General features: G+C 49.4%; 18 protein-coding genes. 13 read left to right on the top strand and 5 right to left on the bottom strand.

Annotation, left to right across the window (positions count from 1 at the left end; genetic code table 11):
• Window positions 1–58 precede the first annotated feature (58 nt).
• Window positions 59–793 carry a hypothetical protein gene (locus tag QCB44_RS05935; RefSeq protein WP_279408578.1) on the bottom strand — a complete coding sequence of 245 codons (735 nt, stop codon included), beginning with the start codon at window positions 791–793 and terminating at the stop codon, window positions 59–61.
• A 208-nt stretch (window positions 794–1001) separates the two neighbouring features.
• On the opposite strand from QCB44_RS05935, the gene QCB44_RS05930 reads away from it, so the two are divergent.
• Both QCB44_RS05930 and QCB44_RS05925 read left to right on the top strand, forming a co-directional pair.
• The gene (locus tag QCB44_RS05930; protein ID WP_279409195.1) at window positions 1002–1430 is read left to right on the top strand and encodes a type II toxin-antitoxin system RatA family toxin; all 429 of its coding nucleotides are present in this window, start codon (window positions 1002–1004) and stop codon (window positions 1428–1430) included.
• A 179-nt stretch (window positions 1431–1609) separates the two neighbouring features.
• Window positions 1610–1891: an RnfH family protein gene (locus QCB44_RS05925; RefSeq protein ID WP_279408575.1), complete on the top strand. Its 282-nt coding sequence runs from the start codon at window positions 1610–1612 to the stop codon at window positions 1889–1891.
• A gap of 74 nt (window positions 1892–1965) precedes the next feature.
• On the opposite strand, the gene QCB44_RS05920 is transcribed toward QCB44_RS05925, so the two are convergent.
• Entirely contained in the window at window positions 1966–2376 is a 411-nt protein-coding gene (locus tag QCB44_RS05920) for an outer membrane protein assembly factor BamE (RefSeq protein ID WP_279408573.1), read from the bottom strand.
• A 105-nt stretch (window positions 2377–2481) separates the two neighbouring features.
• Between QCB44_RS05920 and fur the strand changes: the two genes are divergently transcribed.
• Window positions 2482–2889, top strand: a complete 408-nt coding sequence (gene fur, locus QCB44_RS05915) for a ferric iron uptake transcriptional regulator (protein WP_279408570.1) — start codon at window positions 2482–2484, stop codon at window positions 2887–2889.
• Window positions 2890–3037: 148 nt separating this feature from the next.
• Here fur and QCB44_RS05910 read toward each other — a convergent pair whose 3' ends face one another.
• Window positions 3038–4153 carry an alanine--glyoxylate aminotransferase family protein gene (locus QCB44_RS05910; protein ID WP_279408568.1) on the bottom strand — a complete coding sequence of 372 codons (1116 nt, stop codon included), beginning with the start codon at window positions 4151–4153 and terminating at the stop codon, window positions 3038–3040.
• Between the two features lie 90 nt (window positions 4154–4243).
• Between QCB44_RS05910 and QCB44_RS05905 the strand changes: the two genes are divergently transcribed.
• The 4 genes from QCB44_RS05905 to QCB44_RS05890 all read left to right on the top strand — a co-directional run bounded on the left by QCB44_RS05905 (window position 4244) and on the right by QCB44_RS05890 (window position 9617).
• A complete protein-coding gene (locus QCB44_RS05905) occupies window positions 4244–5680 on the top strand; it encodes an FAD-linked oxidase C-terminal domain-containing protein (RefSeq protein WP_279408566.1) in 1437 nt (478 codons plus the stop codon).
• Window positions 5680–6639: an FAD-binding protein gene (locus tag QCB44_RS05900; RefSeq protein WP_279408565.1), complete on the top strand. Its 960-nt coding sequence runs from the start codon at window positions 5680–5682 to the stop codon at window positions 6637–6639. Before QCB44_RS05905 ends, QCB44_RS05900 begins: the two co-directional genes overlap by 1 nt.
• A gap of 14 nt (window positions 6640–6653) precedes the next feature.
• On the top strand, window positions 6654–7838 hold the full coding sequence (glcF, locus tag QCB44_RS05895) for a glycolate oxidase subunit GlcF (RefSeq protein WP_279408563.1): 1185 nt from the start codon (window positions 6654–6656) through the stop codon (window positions 7836–7838).
• A gap of 102 nt (window positions 7839–7940) precedes the next feature.
• Window positions 7941–9617 carry a formate--tetrahydrofolate ligase gene (locus tag QCB44_RS05890; protein WP_279408562.1) on the top strand — a complete coding sequence of 559 codons (1677 nt, stop codon included), beginning with the start codon at window positions 7941–7943 and terminating at the stop codon, window positions 9615–9617.
• A gap of 371 nt (window positions 9618–9988) precedes the next feature.
• Here the strand turns inward: QCB44_RS05890 and recN are convergent, their stop codons facing one another.
• Together recN and QCB44_RS05880 are read right to left on the bottom strand one after the other, a co-directional pair.
• Entirely contained in the window at window positions 9989–11656 is a 1668-nt protein-coding gene (gene recN, locus QCB44_RS05885; RefSeq protein ID WP_279408559.1) for a DNA repair protein RecN, read from the bottom strand.
• Window positions 11657–11716: 60 nt separating this feature from the next.
• Window positions 11717–12592 carry an NAD(+) kinase gene (locus tag QCB44_RS05880; RefSeq protein ID WP_279408556.1) on the bottom strand — a complete coding sequence of 292 codons (876 nt, stop codon included), beginning with the start codon at window positions 12590–12592 and terminating at the stop codon, window positions 11717–11719.
• Between the two features lie 94 nt (window positions 12593–12686).
• Here QCB44_RS05880 and hrcA point away from each other — a divergent pair, with 94 nt between their 5' ends.
• From hrcA to carA, 6 genes are all read left to right on the top strand, one after another.
• Window positions 12687–13712 (top strand): heat-inducible transcriptional repressor HrcA, encoded by a 1026-nt coding sequence (gene hrcA / locus QCB44_RS05875; protein ID WP_279408554.1) that lies wholly within the window; start codon window positions 12687–12689, stop codon window positions 13710–13712.
• 135 nt (window positions 13713–13847) lie between these two features.
• A complete protein-coding gene (gene grpE, locus QCB44_RS05870; protein ID WP_279408553.1) occupies window positions 13848–14420 on the top strand; it encodes a nucleotide exchange factor GrpE in 573 nt (190 codons plus the stop codon).
• Window positions 14421–14564: 144 nt separating this feature from the next.
• The gene (gene dnaK / locus QCB44_RS05865; protein WP_279408551.1) at window positions 14565–16481 is read left to right on the top strand and encodes a molecular chaperone DnaK; all 1917 of its coding nucleotides are present in this window, start codon (window positions 14565–14567) and stop codon (window positions 16479–16481) included.
• Between the two features lie 311 nt (window positions 16482–16792).
• Window positions 16793–17965, top strand: coding sequence for a molecular chaperone DnaJ (dnaJ, locus tag QCB44_RS05860; protein WP_279408549.1), 1173 nt, complete (start codon window positions 16793–16795; stop codon window positions 17963–17965).
• A gap of 58 nt (window positions 17966–18023) precedes the next feature.
• Entirely contained in the window at window positions 18024–18833 is an 810-nt protein-coding gene (gene dapB / locus QCB44_RS05855) for a 4-hydroxy-tetrahydrodipicolinate reductase (RefSeq protein ID WP_279408547.1), read from the top strand.
• 305 nt (window positions 18834–19138) lie between these two features.
• On the top strand, window positions 19139–20272 hold the full coding sequence (carA, locus tag QCB44_RS05850) for a glutamine-hydrolyzing carbamoyl-phosphate synthase small subunit (protein ID WP_279408545.1): 1134 nt from the start codon (window positions 19139–19141) through the stop codon (window positions 20270–20272).
• The last annotated feature ends 15 nt before the right edge of the window (window positions 20273–20287 follow it).

Genomic DNA, 20287 nt, shown 5'->3' with positions numbered 1-20287 from the left:
AGTAAACGCCGCATTATACCAGAATTCTTAAACGCTCCGGTGATTGCGCTCGGGTAAATCAGTCATCAATTAACTGGCGATTCAGCAGACAGAATTCAAGCACTTCCTGTGGAACGGCGCTGCGCATTCTTTGGGTATCCAGAATAAAGGTGCGATCGGGGCCTCGGCGGCCGTCCAGTTGTAGGGTCAGTGTCTCGCCGCTTTGGATGGCCTGTGTCAGAATGTTAAAAGTGGTTATGGCCGCAGAGGTGTTGGAGGCCGATCGGAAATCGGGCATTTCCGTGTAGTTGAAGGTAAAGTGAAAGCTCATTCCCAGCAGGCCTGGTGTTTTTTCCACATCGGTTTTGAAGAGCTGGGTAAGGTGGTTAGTCTGTCCTCCGACATCGGCGTCAATGGTGGCGCTGTTGCCGCTGCTAATGAGCTTGAGATCGTGCTTGGTGTTATAGACATAACCGTGTTTAGCGAATTTGGCCGATTCGTTGGTGAGCGAGCCGTCCCTGTTTTTTAAGGCGTCTTCCCGTTCCAGAAACTGCACGCTGAAATTGGTGTAGTAGGGACGGCAGCGCAGAAAAAAGGCGGCTTGGCTGCGAAAATCCTGGGGAATAAACAGCACTTTGGCTTCTTCTATTTTGTCGGTAAAGTCGTCGGCGCTGTACTCAACCACGTAACTGTCTTTGATCAGTTTACTCGTGCCGCTTGGGGGGTGTTCGATCTCGCGATAGTCGCCAGCGTGTACGCTGCCAAACAGACTTAAGAAACAGGCCGTTGCCGAGTATTTAGCCATACGATTCATTGCGCTTCTCCCTTGCTCATCATCCACGCTGAGTAATGCGGTCTCTTCGCATTATAGCATTCGTGGAACGGGATACCATGAGCCGACCTAAGCCTCTGGTATAATGCTCGACAAATTAGAAATAGACTCAAGGGCGCCTCGCGGAATTCAACCTGGGGTACATCGAGGCGCTCTCAATTCGCGAGTTGGAGTTTACGAGTTAATGAGTATCAAAAAAATCAGTCGCAGCGCACTATTGCCTTATTCTGCACAAAAGGTGTATGACTTGGTCAATGATGTCGCCGCTTACCCAGAGTTTTTGCCATGGTGCGGTGGAGCCGAAGTGGTGTCGCAAACCGATCTGGAAATGCAGGCGAAGGTGACCATTGCCAAAGCCGGTATTTCTCAGACATTCGAAACCCGGAATCATTTGGTGCCCGGTCAGCGTATTGAGATGCACTTGGTTGACGGACCATTTAAATCTCTACGTGGTGAATGGCAATTTAAACCTTTGGATGTGGATGCTTGCAAGATTCTGTTTGAAGTCGAGTTTGAGGTCAGCAGCGGATTGTTGAATGCCGCAATCGGTCCGATTTTTGAACAGATCGCCAATACCTTGGTGGACGCTTTTTGCGAACGCGCGAAGCAGGTTTATTAGTAAGAGAGCTTTGTACGAGATGAATACACGAGTAAAAATGGCTAAAATTCGCCTGCTTCTTGTTAAAAAACTTGCTAATAGCCAGCTATTAGCTGCATTGTTCGCCTCAAGCAGCCAAATTTTGTCACATTTTTTCTTCGCGTCCCACTCATGCAAAGCTCTCTGTAAAGGAATCATGTATGCGAATTGAAGTGGCTTATGCCTTGCCGGAAGAACAGTTCCTCTACACAGAAGAGGTGGAAGAAGGGTGTACCGTAGAACAGGCCTTGCAGCAATGCAAGTTGCTTAAGGAGATGCCCGACATCAATACCGATAAAGTGGGTATTTTTGGCAAACCGGTCTCTAAAGAGACGGAGCTTAGAGAAGGGGATCGTATTGAGATTTATCGGCCGCTGAAAGCCGATCCACGAGAGCGGCGCCGTAAGCAGGTCGAGAACGAGCGCCGTAGCGTAAAATCTTGAATGTTGTGCGTGATCGATATGTTCTCCGCCGAATCTAGCGTCTTATATTCAGTTCGGCCGAGGGGATGGCTCTTTTAGTCGCGCTGAATTTCGATCGGCTTGTCCGAGATGGTCCAGGATTTAATCATATTGTCCTTGTCGAAAGTGATCGACAGGCGTTTGATGGCATTCGGATGGAAGCTATCGTCGGTTGTATAAAAAGCGTAATCCCAGTGGTTTGGATTGAATGGGTCTTCGCCAAGTGGCGGTCCAAACAGTTGACGTGCCTGATCTTTCGTCAGGCCTTCCTGCAACAGCTCGATTGACTCCGGTGGAATAATGGTTCCCTGCGTTAAAGTCGCTTTATAAGGTTCCAGCCAAGAGCAGCCACTGAGTATGGCTGCACTGAAACCGATTGCCAAAATCGGATGTTTAAAGCTTTTGCCAAGCTGTTTGAGGGATTGAATGAATGGGGTCGCCGAGTTACAGGTTGGAATCATTTTCATTAATATTCTAGTTGGCGTTAAAATAGTTTATTATACACTCTATTCCGAGATGTGGATGCGTCTGACCAATAATATAACAAGAATGAGTTAAGTATCGAGGTTTAAATGAGCGGAGCGGAACTGAAAAAGGTAGGTTTGAAAGTCACCTTGCCAAGATTGAAAATTTTGGAGATCCTGGAAGGCGCAGGGGAAGATCACCATTTAACGGCAGAAGATGTCTATAAAATTCTGTTGGAGCAGGGTGAAGAAGTCGGTTTGGCGACCGTTTACCGCGTGCTGACTCAGTTTGAACAGGCAGGCATTGTGCGTCGCCTCAATTTTGAAAATAACATCTCAATCTTTGAACTGGATACCGGGGATAATCACGATCATTTGGTGTGTCTGAAAAGTGGCAAAGTGAAAGAGTTTGTGGATCCAATTATTGAAGAACGCATTAAAGAGATTGCCAAGGAAAACGGTTACGATGTGTCCGGCCACAATTTGGTGGTCTACGGTACGCTAAAAGAGCAGTAAGCACCAAACGGCTGGCTCTTAGCTGTCAATAAAAAAGCCGCTATTGAATCCTTTCAATAGCGGCTTTTTTATTGCCTGTTTAGGCTGTTTCTCATCAGGCCTGTTGGATTCAAGACTCAACAGGCCTGATGAGAAGGGCGGTGAAGGCTTATTTACCCAACACCTTTTTAAGGGCAGATAGGCAGAAGAGAACGTTCTCTTCCTTGGCGGAGAAGCCCATTAGACCAATACGCCATACTTTTCCGGCGAAATCGCCCAGCCCGGCACCGATTTCCAAGTTGTAAGTGTTCAACAGTTCGGCACGCACTTCAGCATCGTTAAAGCCTTCCGGAATCCAGACTGAGTTCAGTTGAGGCAAGCGAACCGCTTCATCAACAACAAATTCAATGCCCATTTCGGCAAGGCCGGCTTTCAGCTTTTCATGCATGGCGGCGTGGCGCGCCCAAGAGTTTTCTAGCCCTTCTTCTTTCAACATGACCAATGATTCATGCAACGCATACAGTGCGTTGATCGGCGCGGTATGGTGGTAAGCGCGTTTGGCTCCTTCTCCCCAATAGCCCATCACCAAGTTCAGATCCAGGAACCAGCTTTGCACTTTGGTCTTGCGGTTGCGAACTTTATCCAAAGCGCGTTCGTTGAAGCTCACTGGAGACAGGCCAGGGGTACAAGAAAGACATTTTTGGGTACCTGAGTAGATCGCATCCACCCCCCAGTCGTCAACGCGCAGTTCAACGCCACCCAGAGAGGTCACGGCATCAACAATCGTTAAGCAGTCGTATTTGTGTGCGATGTCACAGATCGCCTTGACGTCAGAGCAGGCGCCGGTAGAGGTTTCTGCATGTACGAAAGCAACGATTTTAGCGTCTGAGTGTTCGTTTAAAGCGGCTTCCACTTTGTCAGGAGAAACCGCGCTTCCCCAGTCGTCGTGTACTTCAATGCAGATACCGCCGGTGCGCTCAACGTTCTCTTTCATACGGGTGCCAAAGACACCGTTGATGCACACAATAACCTTATCACCTGGTTCGACCAGATTGGCAAAACAGGTCTCCATTCCCGCTGAACCTGGAGCGGAAACCGGCATGGTCATTTCGTTTTCAGTTTGGAAGGCATATTTCAGCAAGGATTTCACTTCATCCATCATGCCGACGAATTCTGGATCCAGGTGGCCAATCGTTGGGCGCGCCATTGCAGACAGAATGCGAGGGTGAACATCAGATGGGCCGGGACCCATCAAGGTGCGAATTGGAGGGTTGAATGATTGCATAATATGCCCTTTAAATTTAATTCCTACTATTTATGTAGGGTTATAAAAAAATTAGATGAAACTTGATTTAAATCAATTATAATCTCAACCATGATTGTTATACAAGAACTGATCGAAGCCTTTACAGAAGGCAGTGTGATCGCCGACACAGAGCAGTGTACACCATATGAATGCGATGGGCTTTCCGCTTATCGGGAAAAACCATTGGCCGTTGTATTGCCGGCCAATGTCGAAGAAGTCAGGGCGGCATTGCGTATTTGTAAGCAACATAAGGTTCCGGTGATCACGCGCGGTTCTGGCACCGGCTTGGCCGGGGGGGCTTTGCCGTTGAAAGATGGCATTGTTCTTGGCCTTTCTAAAATGAATCAAATTCTGGATATTGATCCCTTGGCACGTACCGCGATTCTTCAGCCGGGGGTGCGCAATATTTCTGTGACCCAGGCGGTTGAGCCTTACGGACTTTACTATGCACCGGACCCTTCTTCTCAGGTGGCCTGTTCGATTGGCGGCAATGTCGCGGAGAATTCCGGCGGCGTTCACTGTCTTAAATACGGTTTAACCGTCCATAATGTGCTATCCATTACCGTGGTCAATATGGACGGCGAAATGCTGATCCTCGACGAGAAAGACGATGGTGTGGACCTGTTGGCGCTGCTCAATGGCTCAGAAGGCCTGTTGGGCGTGATCGTTGAAGTGAAGGTCAAGCTGTTGCCGAAACCGGATACCGCTCAGCTGGTGATGGCCGGGTTTGATTCGGTGACGGCCTGTGCGGATGCCGTGACGCACGTGTTGGAAGAGGGGATTATTCCTGCCGGCCTGGAGATGATGGACCATTTTTCCATCAAGGCGGCCGAAGAGTATGCGCAGGTCGGTTATCCGCTGGAAGCCGAGGCCTTGCTACTCTGCGAGGTGGACGGCAGTTTCGATCAGGTCAAAGTCGATACTCAGCGCATTACCGATATTTTAAAGAACAGCGGTGCGACCTCGATTACCGTGTCGCAAAACGAAGCCGAGCGTATTGCTTTGTGGCAGGGGCGTAAGAATGCCTTTCCGGCGGTAGGACGCTATTCACCTGATTATTATTGTATGGACGGCACCATTCCGCGAAAGCGTCTGGCTTACGTATTGGAAGAAATTGAAAAGCTGTCTCAGAAATACAGCTTGAAGGTGGCGAATGTATTCCATGCCGGAGACGGTAATTTGCATCCGTTGATTCTGTATGATGCAAACAAGCCGGGCGAACTGGAAGAGACGGAAAAATTCGGTGCGGAAATTCTGAAACTGTGTCTGGAAGTGGGAGGAACCATTACCGGAGAACACGGTGTAGGGGTTGAAAAACTGGATTCAATGTGTCATCAGTTTGCGACGCCGGAGCTGGAGATTTTCCATGCGATCAAAGCCGTGTTTGACGACAGTGGTCTGATGAATCCGGGGAAAGCCGTACCGACGTTGCATCGTTGTGCTGAAGTCGGTCAGATGCATGTCCACAATAATCAACTTCCTTTCCCGGAACTGGAGCGTTTCTAATGAGTACCCCTTTCACGCAACAGGTGTCCGAACAGATCAAGCAAGCTATTTCCGAAAAGCGTACCCTGCAGGTGGCAGGCAGCCGCAGTAAAGTGCCCGTAGAGGCGGAGGCGGAATTGATCTGCATGCAGGAAAACAGCGGGATTGTCGCCTACGAACCTTCGGAATTGGTGGTGACGGTCAAGTCTGGAACCAAGCTCACCGACCTGAAAGCGGCCTTGGCCGAGCACAATCAAATGCTGGGTTTTGAGCCGCCGGATTACGGTGATTCAACCATCGGTGGCACTTACGCCTGTGCATTGACAGGGCCTTCTCGTCCATTCCGTGGGGTGCTGCGCGATTTTGTGCTCGGCACTAAAATGGTGGATGGACGCGGACAGGAACTGACCTTTGGTGGCCAGATGATCAAAAACGTTGCCGGTTATGATGTATCGCGCATGATGGCCGGTTCCAAAGGTTCAATGGCGGTGGTGACCGAGCTGAGCCTGCGCGTCATTCCGCTGGTGGATGAGGTCACCTACTATAAAGAGATGTCAGAAGACGAGGCGATTGTGCTGATGAACAAGATGGCGGGGACGACCTTGCCTCTGTCCGGCTGCGCCTACTTTGAGGGACGTTTTTATTATCGGGTTTTTGGAGAGCATCCTAAACAGTATGATGCCACGCCCTGCGATAACAGTGTTTGGCTGACTTTGAATCCGTTCCAGCCTAAACTGGGGCATAATCAAAAGCTTTGGCGCGTGGATACCGAAGGGCCGCATCCGTCGATTCCAAACACCATTGCAGTGGGGATGTGTGGTCAGCGTCGTTGGGTGGTGAGTGATGAGCCTCCGGCGCCATACTCCACCTTGTGGCAGAGCTATTTTGCCGCCCGTCATAACGATACGCCGGCGATTTCCAGAATCAAGAGCGGGTTAAAACGGGTGTTTGATCCGCACAACGTCTTTAAAGATCTATAGTTTTATTTTTTACCATGCAAACTCATATTCCCGTTGATTTACTCAATACCCCACAGGGGCAAACTGCCGATAAAATTCTGCGCTCCTGTGTGCATTGCGGTTTCTGTCTGTCGGCTTGTCCGACTTATGGGATTTTAGGAGATGAACTGGATTCACCGCGCGGACGCATTTATTTGATTAAAAATGCACTGGAAGGTAATGCTGTATCCGAAAACTCTCTGATCCATCTGGATCGCTGTTTGACCTGTCGTTCCTGTGAAACCACTTGTCCATCGGGGGTGGAGTATGGGCATTTATTGGATATTGGACGGGATTTGATCGAAGAAAAGAGTCCGCGTCCTTGGCATCAGCGTCTGTTTCGTTGGTCGTTGCGCAAAACTTTAGGCACTCCGTGGTTGTTTAATGCCTTGACCGCGCTGTGGCCGTTTGCCAAACACTCTTTAGAAAATGCTCAATTGAAGAAATTGGTCGAAGCAGCGAGTAAACAGCCATTTCAAAAGCAGGTGTTGCTGGTCAGCGGTTGTGTGCAGCCAGCTTTGGCGCCAAACATTAATCTGGCGACACGGAATGTATTGCACAAGCTCGGTATTGGGGTTATTGAAACCCCTCAATCCCAATGTTGCGGGGCGATTGATCATCACTTATCCGGCAGTCAGGATGCGCTGAAGCAGGTGAAAAGAAATATTGACGCTTGGTGCGCTGAGCTTGATCACGGCGTGGAAGCGATCATTTCTAATGCCAGTGGCTGTGGGGTGATGATTAAGGATTACGCGCACCTGTTGAAAGACGACGCCGAGTATGCCGAAAAAGCCCGGCGGATTGTTGCGCATACTCAGGATATTTCCGAGTACCTGCTGAAACAGGATTTAACCCCATTGCAGCGCCGTAAACATCAGAAGATCGTCTTTCAGTCGCCGTGTACCTTGCAGCACGGGCAAAAACTGGCAGGCCTGGTGGAAACCACACTCAAATCCTTGGGGTTTGAAGTCAGCCCGGTGAAAGACGCTCACCTATGCTGCGGTTCGGCGGGAACCTATTCCATTTTTCAGAAGTCGCTTTCCGAACAGCTGCGTGACAACAAGTTACAGAATCTGCATGAACACGAACCCAGCGTCATTGTCACCGCCAATATCGGCTGTTTGATGCATCTGCAAAAAGGCACAAAAACGCCGGTTAAACACTGGATTGAACTTTTATAAAGTTTGCCACTTAAAACCATTTAAAGTTTGAAACTGAGGTTTCAAAATGTTAACCATCGCTCGGCTTCGGGGGGCTGAGGTAACAGCAATCGAGGACAACCTATGTCGGATATTGAAATTGCACAAAACGCCAAAATGAAACCGATTATTGAATTGGCGAATGAAGCGTTTGGCATTCCTGCTGAACACCTGGATCCATACGGCCACTATAAAGCCAAGCTCTCCTTGGAATACGTCGACAACCTGTCGCATAAAAAGGAAGAGGGCAAATTGATTCTGGTGACTGCGATCAGCCCGACCCCGGCCGGAGAGGGGAAAACCACCACTACCGTTGGCCTGGGTGACGCTTTGAACCGGCTGGGCAAAAAGACCCTGATCTGCCTGCGTGAACCTTCTCTGGGACCGTGTTTCGGTATGAAAGGCGGGGCGGCCGGGGGCGGTTATTCCCAGGTGGTGCCGATGGAGGACATCAATCTGCACTTTACCGGAGATTTCCACGCCATCGGTGTGGCGCACAATCTGTTGGCCGCGATGATCGATAACCACATTCATCAAGGCAACGCGTTGGACATTGATGCGCGACGTATCAAATGGAAGCGTGTGGTGGATATGAATGATCGCGCGTTGCGTCAGATTACCGTCGGTCAGGGCGGTGTGATCAACGGTTTTCTACGTGAAGATGGCTTTGATATTGTGGTCGCCTCAGAAGTCATGGCGATTCTCTGCCTGGCGACCAACCGTGCTGATCTTAAGGAGCGTTTGGGCCGCATTATTATTGGTTACAAAAACGATGGTGTGACCCCGGTTTATGCCAGTGATCTGAAGGCGCACGGGGCGATGGCCGCTTTGTTGAAAGATGCGATTAAACCGAATATTGTGCAGACGTTGGAAAATAATCTGGCGATTGTGCACGGTGGCCCATTCGCCAACATTGCCCATGGTTGCAATTCGGTGACCGCCACTAAAACGGCATTGAAACTGGCCGACTATGCGGTGACCGAAGCTGGCTTTGGCGCCGACCTGGGCGCTGAGAAATTTCTCAATATCAAATGCCGCTCTGCCAAGCTGAAACCCTCCGCGGTCGTGTTGGTGGCGACGGTACGCGCGTTGAAATACCATGGTGGTGTTGAGCGTGATCATTTGAACCAGGAAAATCTCGCCGCCTTGGAAGCCGGTTTCGCCAACCTGGAACGTCATATTTATAATGTCACCGTGAATTACGGCTTGCCGGCCGTGGTGTGTATCAATCATTTTACCTACGATTCCGATGATGAAACCCAGTTGTTAATGGACAAGTGTGCCGAGTTGGGGGTTCAGTGTGTGGTTTCCAAACACTGGGCCGAAGGCGGTGCCGGAGCTGAGGAGCTGGCGCAGGCGGTACTGGAAATCGCTGATAACCGCGAAGCGGATTTCGAGTATCTCTACGACAGCGAACTGCCGATCTGGAACAAAATCGAAACCATTGCCACCAAGTTGTATGGCGCCAAGGAAATTGTCGCCAGTGCCAAGGTGAAAAAAGAGATCGACCGTCTTCAAGAACATTACGGCGATTTGCCGATCTGCATGGCGAAGACGCAGATGTCATTTTCAACCGATCCCACGTTACGTGGTGCGCCAAGCGGGCATGTGGTCGAGATCAGCGATGTTAAATTGGAAAATGGAGCCGGGTTCATCGTCGCCATTGCCGGCAATATGATGACCATGCCGGGACTGCCGAAAGTGCCGACGGCAGAGAAAATTGATATTTCCGACGAAGGAGTGATTACCGGACTGTTCTAGTTTGCAGTCTTGATCAATTTAAACTGAACAGGTCTGTTGATCCTAAGGACATTATTAATATTTGTTTTAAACTCGGAGATTTGTTCAATGCCCTTGTTGCTCTTTTTGCGTGCCCAAAAAGAGTAACCAGAAAAAAGGCACCCTGCTAAACCGTTCTATGGCGCTAGGCTTGTGCGCGGAAGTTTGCGAACTCGCGCTACGCACTCGAACAACGCAAACTTTTACCGCGCCCTTTGCTAACCGTCATCACGAACGTTTTAGAAGGGGAAGATACTGTGCAAATTTGAGAAGCTCGCCAATCCCTCAAGTCAGAAGCGCTTTTAAAAAACAAACAGGCCTGCTGGTCATCGCTGCCAAAACGGTTTTACGACTTATTGATTGGCCTGTGCGGTTTCCAGCATCTCTTTGGCATGGTTTAAGGTCTGTTGCGTGAGTTTCAGACCGCCCATCATGCGCGCCAGCTCCTCAATTCTTGCTGGATGATCCAGTTCGTAGACATGGGTAAAGGTCTGTTCGCCTTCGGTCTGCTTTTCAATTTTAAGATGGGTATGACCGTGCGCCGCCACCTGGCCGAGATGGGTGATGGAAAGGATCTGTTTGTGCGCACCGAGCTGCTGCATTTTCTGACCGACCACTTCGGCAATGCCGCCGCCGATGCCGACATCGACTTCGTCGAAAATCAGGGTAGGCAGGCTGGCGACTTCGGCGGTGGCCACTTGAATCGCCAGGCTGATGCGCGACAGCTCTCCTCCGGAAGCGACTTTGGCCAAAGGCTGCAAAGGCTGGCCTTTATTGGCGGTCACTTGAAACTCGGCCTTATTGATGCCGTGGACAGAAGGCGTTGCGTTTTCGGTTAAAGCGACCTCAAAAATACCGTTGGGCATGCCCAGGGTGTGCATGCCTTCGGTGACGATTCGACTCAGTTTTTGCGCCGCTTTGTGGCGTGATTCACTCAATTTATGCGCCGCCTGTTGGTAATCGCACCAGGCCTGTTCAATTTCCTGTTGCAGATTTTCCAATTCGACATCGGAATGTTGCAGGTCGGCAAGAGACTGACGAATCTGCTCATGTTTCTCTACCAGCTGTTCGGGTTCCAAATGGTATTTTTTCGCCAAAGCGAACAGCTTATGCAGACGTTCATCGAGTTCTTGCAGTTGATGCGGGTCGAGTTCGATGCGTTCCGCATGGTTTTGAATCTCCCCGGCGGCTTCCTGAATGTCGATCAATGCGCTGTTAAGCTGTTCTAGAAGAGGCTGCAGCGCCGGACTGTATTCGATGATGCCTTCCAGGGCGTGGATAGCGTGTTGAACACAGTCGGTGGCGCCTTGCTCGCCTTCCAAGGATTCGTAACCGGATTGGCAGGCCTGTTTGATCTCATTGGCGTGTGACAATTGCCCCTGTTCTTCGGAAAGGGCCTCAAATTCGCCTTGCTGCGGATCAACCTGATCAAACTCGCTTTTTTGAAATTCCAGCAGATCCACTTTGCTTTGGTAGTCGCTCTGTTCGGTTTGCAGCTGTTCATAGCGCTTTTGCAGTTTAGACCAGGCCTGGTAGGTTTGTTTGCTCTGTTCCAGTAAATCGGCATGCTGGGCATAGGCGTCTAACAGGTTGAGCTGTTGCTGCGAAGCGAGTAGAGATTGGTGTTCATGCTGTCCATGAATGTCGACCAGGAGGTTGCCGAGGCTTTTCAGACTGCTGGCAGGAACCGGACAGCCGTTAATATAGGCTTTGGAACGCCCCTCCGGGTTGACGGTGCGGCGTAACAAGCACAGGTTGTCGTCGTCCAATTCCTGATCGGCCAGCCACTGTTGAACCTTTGGAAGCTTTTCAATATCGAACTGGGCGCTGACATCGGCGCGTGCGGTGCCGTGACGTACCAGAGAGCTGTCGGCACGGTCCCCCAAAGCCAGTCCAAGCGCATCCAGCAGAATGGATTTACCGGCACCGGTTTCACCGGTTAAGGAAGTAAAACCGGAATGGAAGTTCAGGGTCAGTTTTTCAATCAGGGCTAAGTTCTGAATCGAAAGTTCCAGCAGCATGCAGGCGTCCTTTTAACCGTTTATGTAACTGTTCGCTTGGTCTAGCACTTAATTAAACTCTTAGAGTTTGTCGCCCCAGCGTAATTTCGCTCTAAGGAGCTCAAAATGATCGTGTCCAATCGGATGCAACATTTTAATGTACTTGGGGTTTCTTGTCACAAAGGTCCGATTGATCGAAGAGATGGTGTGAGTGAGTTGGCCGTCGCAGATAATTTGCGCGGTGCCGTTACACTCTTCATGCGGACGTAATTCCACTTCGCTGTCACCGGAGATCACAAAAGGGCGTGTGCTCATGGTGTGCGGATTAATGGATACCAGGGAAATCGCATCCAGATCCGGATCCAGAATCGGTCCGCCGGCGGACAAAGCATAGGCCGTGGAACCGGTCGGGGTGGAAATGATCATGCCGTCGGAGCGCTGGCTGTTTAAAAAACGGCCGTCGACAAAGGTTTCAAATTCGATCATGCGTGGTGAGTCGGTTTTATGAATCACCACATCATTAAACGCGCGTTCTTCAAAAATGATTTTGTCATCTTCATAAATGGTGACTTTAAGCAGGTTACGTTGCTCTTCCTGATAATGGCCGGAGAGAATTTCTTCCAGCTTGGTAAGCATGTCCGCCGGAGAAATGTCGGTCAGGAAGCCGAGACGCCCGAGGTTGATGCCCAGAATCGGCACTTCGTCATCCACAATGCTGCGCACCACGTCGAGGAAGGTGCCGTCGCCGCCGACCACAATCGCCAAATCGATTTTTTTGGAAAGCTGTTTGCGCGGGACGATTTCGATGTTGTACTGCTGGCTTGGGAAGTTGTGGCAGGAAGTGTCATCCAAAAAAACGGTTTTTGACTTGGATTGTAAAAACTGAATCAGCGCCTCAATGTTATCCCAGCACTGATCCCCCACATATTTGCCAAAAATACCGATTTTGTTAAACATCTGTCACCTTGTGTATTCAGAAAAGTGGCTGTCGGGACTTGAATAACCCGTTTGCGTTCCTATAATTTAGCACTCAAGCTATGAGAGTGCTGAAATGTTAAACGACCGTTCACAACTTTTGTTTAAAAACTTAATGGGATTATACCTTAATGAGGGTAAACCGGTAGGCTCTACGACATTAGCGAAGTTGCCGGAGATCGGCTTGAGTTCCGCTACCATCCGTAATGTTTTGGCCGACCTCGAGAGCATGGGGCTGATTGCGTCACCGCACACCTCTGCGGGTCGTGTGCCGACAGAAAAAGGCTATCGCCTGTTTGTTGATGCGATGTTGACGTACCAGCCGATCTCGAAGCAGACCATTGCCAATATTCAGCAGCAACTGTCGCCGAATCTGAATCAGGATGAGCTGCTGTCTCACGCTTCCAAAGTGCTTTCCGGGATGACCGGCTTGACCAGCATGGTGTTAATGCCGAACAAGGAACGAGAGCGTTTGAAACATATTGACTTTATTCCTTTAGCCGAGAAGCGCCTGTTGGTGGTCCTGGTGTTTAACGATCAGGACGTGCAAAACCGCATTATCGAGCTGGATACGCCCGTGAGTTCTGGCGAGTTGCAACAGATTGCCAACTACTTAAATAAAGAGTTTGTCGGTAAGCCGCTGGCCGAAGCCAAACGGCAACTGGTTGAGCGTATGCAGTTCATCCGCCAGAGCATGAATGAGTTGATGCTTTCGGTGATCGAGGCGACCGACTCGGTGCTCGGTGAGCAGCTTGAGCAGAAAATTCCGTATTTGATTTCAGGCAAAACCAATTTGCTGAATTTCCAGGAGTTGGCCAATGGCGATAAATTGCGTGCGTTGTATCAAGCGTTTGAACAGCATTCCGATGTGCTGAAACTGCTGGATAAAAGTATGCAAGCGCGTGGCGTGCAGATTTTTATTGGCGGCGAATGCGGTAGCGAACTCTATCAGGATTTCAGTGTGGTGACGACCCCTTACGAAGTAGATGGTGACGTGTTGGGGGTGCTGGGGGTGATCGGCCCGAGTCGTATGCACTATGAAAGAGTGGTGCCAAAGGTGGACGTGACCGCAAAAATTTTGAGTTCCATCTTGAAAAAATAACGGCGCGCCCTTAAGCAACTAGGCATTAACACAAGTGCGTTGAAAACGTGCTTGATAACCGAATTAAAAACGTATTTTATTCACCGTAGCCGGTTCAGGTTTATGGCCGGCATCAATTTAATAGGGAAACGTATCGTGGCAGAAAACAAAACAACTGAACAGAATATGGATGCTCAAGACGAAGTACTTAAAGCAGCAGAAGCTGTGGAAGAGGAGACGTTAGAGCAAGCTGAAGAAGCGGTGGCAGAAGATATTGAGGCGATGCTGCAAGAGGCAAGAGAAGAAGCGGCCGCGCATAAGGATATGGCGCTGCGTTTGCAAGCTGATATGGAAAACCTGCGCCGTCGTACCCGTATCGATATCGAAAATGCCCATAAGTTTGCTTTGGAAAAATTTGTTGATGCCTTGATTCCGGCAATGGATTCGATGGAGATGGGGCTGGAAGCGGCGCAAAAGGAAGAAGCCAGTGTTGAAAGTATTCGCGAAGGTTTGGAGATGACGTTCAAGCAAATGGTCGACATCTTGCAAAACTTTAATGTAGAGCGCGTAGATCCGCTGAATGAAGCGTTTGATCCTCAGTTGCATGAGGCCATGACTATGGTGCCGTCTGCGGAGCATGATTCCAATACGGTGATGCAGGTGATTCAAAAAGGCTACACCTTGAATGAGCGTTTGGTGCGTCCTGCTCGCGTGATTGTCGCCCAGTAATTGTTTGTCAACGGGCTGCCAAAAAAGCGCTTAGAAAAAATACGAAAAAAATATGCAACCGGGCTTGAAAAGCAAAATCACAGCCCTATAAATCCAACAAGTTTTTAATTTCAAAAATCAAAATTTCTATTCTGGAGAAATGAAATGGGAAAAATCATTGGTATTGACTTAGGGACCACCAACTCTTGCGTGGCCATTATGGAAGGTAAAGAAGTCAAAGTTATTCCTAATGCGGAAGGTGCGCGTACTACTCCATCTATCGTTGCCTATACCGCGGATGGTGAAATCCTGGTTGGGGATTCGGCCAAGCGTCAGGCGGTCACTAACCCTGAAAACACGCTGTTTGCGATTAAGCGTCTCATCGGGCGTCGTGCAGATGATGCGGTGGTCACCAAGGATAAAGATATGGTGCCATATAAGATCGTTGCCGCTGACAACGGTGATGCATGGGTCGAAGTTGCGGATAAAAAACTGTCTCCTCAAGAAGTGTCTGCGCGTACATTGATGAAAATGAAAAAGACGGCGGAAGATTATCTTGGCCATGAAGTGACTGAAGCGGTTATTACGGTTCCGGCTTACTTTAATGACTCTCAGCGTCAAGCGACTAAGGATGCCGGTAAAATCGCTGGTTTGGAAGTCAAGCGTATTATCAACGAACCGACTGCGGCCGCGCTGGCTTATGGAATGGATAAGGTTTCCAACGACAGCAAAATCGCTGTTTACGACCTCGGTGGGGGGACGTTTGATATCTCGATTATCGAAGTGGCCGATCTGGATGGTGAAAAGCAGGTTGAGGTTTTGTCTACCAATGGTGACACCTTCCTTGGGGGGGAAGACTTCGATAATGTGATCGTTGAGTACATTGCGGAAGAGTTCAAAAAAGATCAGAACGTAGACTTGCGTTTGGATAAGCTGGCCCTGCAGCGTGTGCGTGAAGCGGCGGAAAAAGCTAAAATCGAGCTTTCTTCACGTGAACAAACGGACATTAACTTGCCCTATGTGACGGCGGACGCAACCGGTCCTAAGCACTTGAATATGAAGATTACCCGTGCCAAGTTCGAATCATTGATTGAAGATTTGGTTGAGCGCTCTATCGAGCCATGCCGTATTGCGCTGAAAGATGCAGGCCTGTCAGCTTCTGATATTGATGATGTGATTCTGGTCGGTGGGTCAACGCGTGTGCCAATGGTACAAGCTAAAGTGAAAGAGTTCTTTGGTAAAGAGCCTCGTAAAGATGTGAACCCGGATGAAGCGGTGGCCATGGGGGCAGCGATTCAAGGTGGTGTTCTGTCCGGTGATGTCAATGACGTGCTTCTTCTTGACGTTACCCCACTTTCTCTTGGGATCGAAACCATGGGCGGTGTGATGACGAAGTTGATCGAGAAGAACACGACGATCCCAACGCGTAAGTCGCAAGTATTCTCAACGGCGGAAGATAACCAGTCTGCGGTGACCATTCACGTCCTGCAAGGTGAGCGTGAAATGGCTTCGGGCAATAAGTCATTGGGTCAATTCAACCTGGATGAGATCCCAGCAGCGCCTCGTGGAACGCCACAAATTGAGGTGACGTTTGACATCGATGCGAACGGTATTTTGAATGTGTCTGCAAAAGACAAGAATACCGGAAAAGAGCAGCATATTACCATTCAAGCCTCTTCAGGCCTGTCTGAAGAAGAGATTGAAGCGATGGTGAAAGATGCGGAAGCGCACGCGGCTGAAGATGCGAAGATGAAAGAGCTGGTTGAAGCACGTAACCAAGCGGATGCGATGGTGCATGCCACGCGCAAGATGGTGACGGATGCCGGTGACTCGGTTGACGCAGCGGAAAAAGAAGCGGTTGAAAAAGCGATTGCAGAAGTGGAAGACGCTATTAAGGGTGATGACAAAGCTGCAATTGAAGAAAAAGTGCAAAAAATGGCCGAAGCCAGCCAATCTATTGCTCAGAAAGCGCAAGCTCAGCAGCAAGCAGGTGGTGCGCAGGCTGATCAACAAGGTTCGAACAAAGCGGATGACGACGATATCGTGGACGCGGAGTTTGAAGAGGTTGACGATAAAAAGTAATCTGCTCGTTGCCTAGTCTGTCCATAGCGGACGACTTCTTTGTTGGCAAATGGTCAGCTACTCTGTGTAGCCTCACATGTGCCGCCTTGAATTCGCTCCACTATGAAACGACTATCCAACGGCAGTTTTTTTGCTGTGACTGATTTTTCAGTTGAGCTAAAAACTCTGTATAATTCGGGCAACTTTAACGGTTGCCCGTTTTTCTATTTAACTTAAATTTAGTTACTATTCAAAAATTTAAAGTGAGCAGGCCTGTTCAGTTTTAGCTTTTTGAATATTAATTCACTGATTCTGATAATACGAAATCCATTATGAGCAAAAGAGATTATTACGACGTTCTGGGCGTGTCGAAAACCGCCTCCGAAGCCGAGATTAAAAAAGCCTATCGCAGACTGGCGATGAAGTTCCATCCGGATCGTAATCCGGATGATGCCGAAGCGGAAAATAAATTTAAAGAGGCCTCAGAAGCTTACGAAGTATTGTCCGATTCACAGAAACGTGCCGCTTATGACCAATTTGGCCATGCTGGGATTGATGGGCAGGCCGGGCATGGCGGTGGCTTTGGCGGCGGTTTTGGTGATGCTTTCGGTGACATTTTCAGCGAGATGTTCGGCGGTGGCTTTGGTGGGCATCGCGGCCCGCAGCCGGGTAATGACCTGCAATATGAGCTGGAAATCTCTTTAGAAGAAGCGGTAGCCGGTACGACCGTCGATATTCGTATTCCAACTAAAGATATTTGTGACGCCTGTGACGGCAGCGGTGCCGAACCGGGATCGGATGTGCAAACCTGTCCAACCTGTCATGGAGCGGGCCAAGTGCGTATGCAGCAAGGTTTCTTTGCAGTAAACCGCACTTGTCCAACCTGTCATGGACAAGGCAAGATCATTAAAACGCCATGTAAAAAATGTCACGGCGAAGGCTATACACATAGCAATAAAACCTTATCGGTCAAGATTCCAGCCGGTGTCGACAATGGTGACCGTATTCGTCTGCAAGGCGAGGGCGAAGCCGGAGAACCCGGTGCGCCACGTGGCGATTTGTATGTACGCATCCGGGTAAAAAAACATGCGATCTTCGAGCGCGACGGCAATACGCTTTACTGTGAAATGCCGCTTGGTTTCGCAACCGCTGCTCTGGGCGGTTCGATCGAAGTGCCTACCTTGGCCGGTAAGGCAAGTTTGAAGATTCCGGCTGGTACGCAATCCGGTCAGCGCTTCAAGTTGGCCGGCAAGGGGGTCAAATCAGTGCGCTCTTCCTACACCGGTGATTTGATTGTTCAGGTGAATATTGAAACGCCGGTCAAGTTGACCGCGCGTCAAAAAGAGTTGCTTGAAGAGTTTGATGCCAGCTTGAAAGGCAAGCACTATAAACAGCACAGCCCGAAAGAACACTCATTCTTCGATACGGTAAAATCCTTCTTTACCGGTGAAGAAGAGGAAAAGAAGAAGTCTGATAAAGACCAGGACGGTCCTTGGAACGGTTAACGCCAGGTGTTAGGTGGTGAAGTGATTGAGACAGTGAGAAGTTAAAAGGAATTCAAGCATGAGTGAATACAGAGTGGCGGTGATCGGTGCCTCCGGCCGAATGGGAAAAAACCTGATTGATGCGGTTAATCAGACAGAAGGTTTGAGAGTGGCCGCCGCCATTGAGCGTCCCGAAAGCAGTTTGATTGGTGCAGATGCCGGTGAGCTTGCCGGGATCGGGCGCATTGGCGTGTCGATTGTCGGGCATATCGAAGAGGTGGTAGACGATTTTGATGTGCTGATCGATTTTACGACGCCGGCGACCACGGTGCACAATTTGGACGTCTGCGTGCAACACAATAAAAAGATTGTCATTGGTACGACCGGGTTTGACGACGAAGGTTTGGCGGCGATTGATCGTGCGGCTGAAAAGATTGCGGTGATTTTTGCCGCGAACTTCAGTGTGGGGGTCAATCTGTGTTTGAAGTTGTTAAAACAAGCGGCAGAAGTGCTGAATGAAGGTTACGACATTGAAGTGATTGAAGGCCATCACCGTCATAAAGTGGATGCGCCTTCCGGTACCGCTTTGCGTATGGGGCAGGTTGTGGCCGATACTTTGGGGCGTGATTTGAAAACCTGTGCTGTCTATGGACGAGAAGGGATTACCGGTGAGCGTGATCCAAATACGATCGGATTTGCCACGGTTCGTGCCGGCGATATCGTAGGTGACCATACCGTGTTGTTTGCCACTGAAGGTGAGCGTGTAGAGATTACCCATAAGGCGTCAAGCCGCATGACCTTTGCTAAAGGGGCGGCCCGTTCTTGTTTGTGGATTCAGGAAAAATCAACAGGCCTGTACGATATGCAGGATGTGTTGAGTTTACGTTAATATAATTAAAATAATCGATGTATAAAATTTACTCGAATTGAGGGCGGTCAGGGATAGACAACTTGCCTCAAATCAAGTACAATCCCGCTAATTCAAATTTGCGACTAAATTACGATGTTTAGTGGTGGTTACGGGGTATTTCGCAGAGATGACTGACAGTCATTTAGCTCATTAAAAAACGGAGTGAGTCCTTGAAAGGGGGCTGGCTCCGTTTTTTTATATGCGAAATTTGTTTCCACTCCTTGAACGTGATTGTCGTATTATCGGTTAAACCAAGACAGATCTATCTCAGGCGGACACATTACATGACACAGGCTTTACTGGCTTTAGAAGACGGAACCCTATTCTGGGGGAAATCACTGGGTGCAGAAGGAGAGACCGTGGGAGAGGTGGTATTTAATACCTCTCTGACCGGTTATCAGGAAATTCTGACCGATCCTTCCTATTATAAACAGATTGTGACACTGACCTATCCGCATATTGGTAATGTGGGAGTCAACTCTGAAGATGAAGAGTCTCCTCGCATTATGGCGCAAGGATTGGTGGTTAAAGACTGTCCGGTGTTGATGAGTAACTTCCGTGCCGAAAAATCTCTGCCTGAATATCTGAAAGAGCAAAATGTCGTTGCCATTGCCGATATCGACACCCGTAAATTAACGCGTATTTTGCGCGATAAAGGGGCACAGTCGGGCGTGATTGTAGCCGGTGACAATATCGATGCGGATGATGCGGTGGCCAAAGCCAAGGCATTCAGCGGGCTCAAAGGCTTGGATCTGGCTAAGGAAGTGACGACCGCTGAGACGTATGTATGGACCGAAGGCACCTGGAAGTTGGGTGAAGGCCATCAGGACTGTTCGGCTAACCAGGATTATCATGTTGTCGCTTTTGACTATGGTATTAAGCGTAACATTTTGCGCATGTTGGCGGATCGCGGCTGTAAACTGACTGTAGTGCCTGCAAAGACACCTGCAGAAGAGGTGTTGGCGATGAATCCGGACGGTGTGTTTCTGTCTAATGGGCCTGGTGATCCAGAACCTTGCGACTACGCGATCGAAGCCATCCAGAAAGTGTTGGAAACCGATGTGCCGGTATTTGGTATTTGTTTGGGGCATCAATTATTAGCCCTGGCCAGCGGCGCCAAAACCGTAAAAATGAAATTTGGTCATCACGGTGCTAACCATCCTGTACAGGACACCGAAAGTAAGCATGTCATGATTACGTCGCAAAACCATGGTTTTGCCGTTGACGAGAATACGTTACCTGCTAACCTGAAAGCGACGCATAAATCGTTGTTTGACGGTTCCCTGCAAGGGATTCAGCGTACGGATAAAGCGGCATTCAGCTTCCAGGGTCATCCTGAAGCCAGTCCGGGACCTCATGATGTCGCGCCACTGTTTGATCAGTTTATCGACAACATCAAAGCCTATAAACAAGCATAACCGATAAGAGTAGGA

This window comes from Thiomicrorhabdus sp. zzn3, assembly GCF_029767755.1.
Classification (GTDB): Bacteria; Pseudomonadota; Gammaproteobacteria; order Thiomicrospirales; family Thiomicrospiraceae; genus Thiomicrorhabdus.
Note: the sequence above shows the minus strand (reverse complement) of the source record. Positions and strands in the feature narration are given on the sequence as shown.

Bases quoted from the DNA above. Each gene is read 5' to 3' on its own strand.
- QCB44_RS05935 (WP_279408578.1), bottom strand. From the start codon at position 793: ATGAATCGTATGGCTAAATACTCGGCAACGGCCTGTTTCTTAAGTCTG.
- QCB44_RS05925 (WP_279408575.1), top strand. From the start codon at position 1,610: ATGCGAATTGAAGTGGCTTATGCCTTGCCGGAAGAACAGTTCCTCTAC.
- QCB44_RS05920 (WP_279408573.1), bottom strand. From the start codon at position 2,376: ATGAAAATGATTCCAACCTGTAACTCGGCGACCCCATTCATTCAATCC.
- fur (WP_279408570.1), top strand. From the start codon at position 2,482: ATGAGCGGAGCGGAACTGAAAAAGGTAGGTTTGAAAGTCACCTTGCCA.
- QCB44_RS05910 (WP_279408568.1), bottom strand. From the start codon at position 4,153: ATGCAATCATTCAACCCTCCAATTCGCACCTTGATGGGTCCCGGCCCA.
- QCB44_RS05905 (WP_279408566.1), top strand. From the start codon at position 4,244: ATGATTGTTATACAAGAACTGATCGAAGCCTTTACAGAAGGCAGTGTG.
- QCB44_RS05900 (WP_279408565.1), top strand. From the start codon at position 5,680: ATGAGTACCCCTTTCACGCAACAGGTGTCCGAACAGATCAAGCAAGCT.
- glcF (WP_279408563.1), top strand. From the start codon at position 6,654: ATGCAAACTCATATTCCCGTTGATTTACTCAATACCCCACAGGGGCAA.
- QCB44_RS05890 (WP_279408562.1), top strand. From the start codon at position 7,941: ATGTCGGATATTGAAATTGCACAAAACGCCAAAATGAAACCGATTATT.
- recN (WP_279408559.1), bottom strand. From the start codon at position 11,656: ATGCTGCTGGAACTTTCGATTCAGAACTTAGCCCTGATTGAAAAACTG.
- QCB44_RS05880 (WP_279408556.1), bottom strand. From the start codon at position 12,592: ATGTTTAACAAAATCGGTATTTTTGGCAAATATGTGGGGGATCAGTGC.
- hrcA (WP_279408554.1), top strand. From the start codon at position 12,687: ATGTTAAACGACCGTTCACAACTTTTGTTTAAAAACTTAATGGGATTA.
- dnaK (WP_279408551.1), top strand. From the start codon at position 14,565: ATGGGAAAAATCATTGGTATTGACTTAGGGACCACCAACTCTTGCGTG.
- dnaJ (WP_279408549.1), top strand. From the start codon at position 16,793: ATGAGCAAAAGAGATTATTACGACGTTCTGGGCGTGTCGAAAACCGCC.
- dapB (WP_279408547.1), top strand. From the start codon at position 18,024: ATGAGTGAATACAGAGTGGCGGTGATCGGTGCCTCCGGCCGAATGGGA.
- carA (WP_279408545.1), top strand. From the start codon at position 19,139: ATGACACAGGCTTTACTGGCTTTAGAAGACGGAACCCTATTCTGGGGG.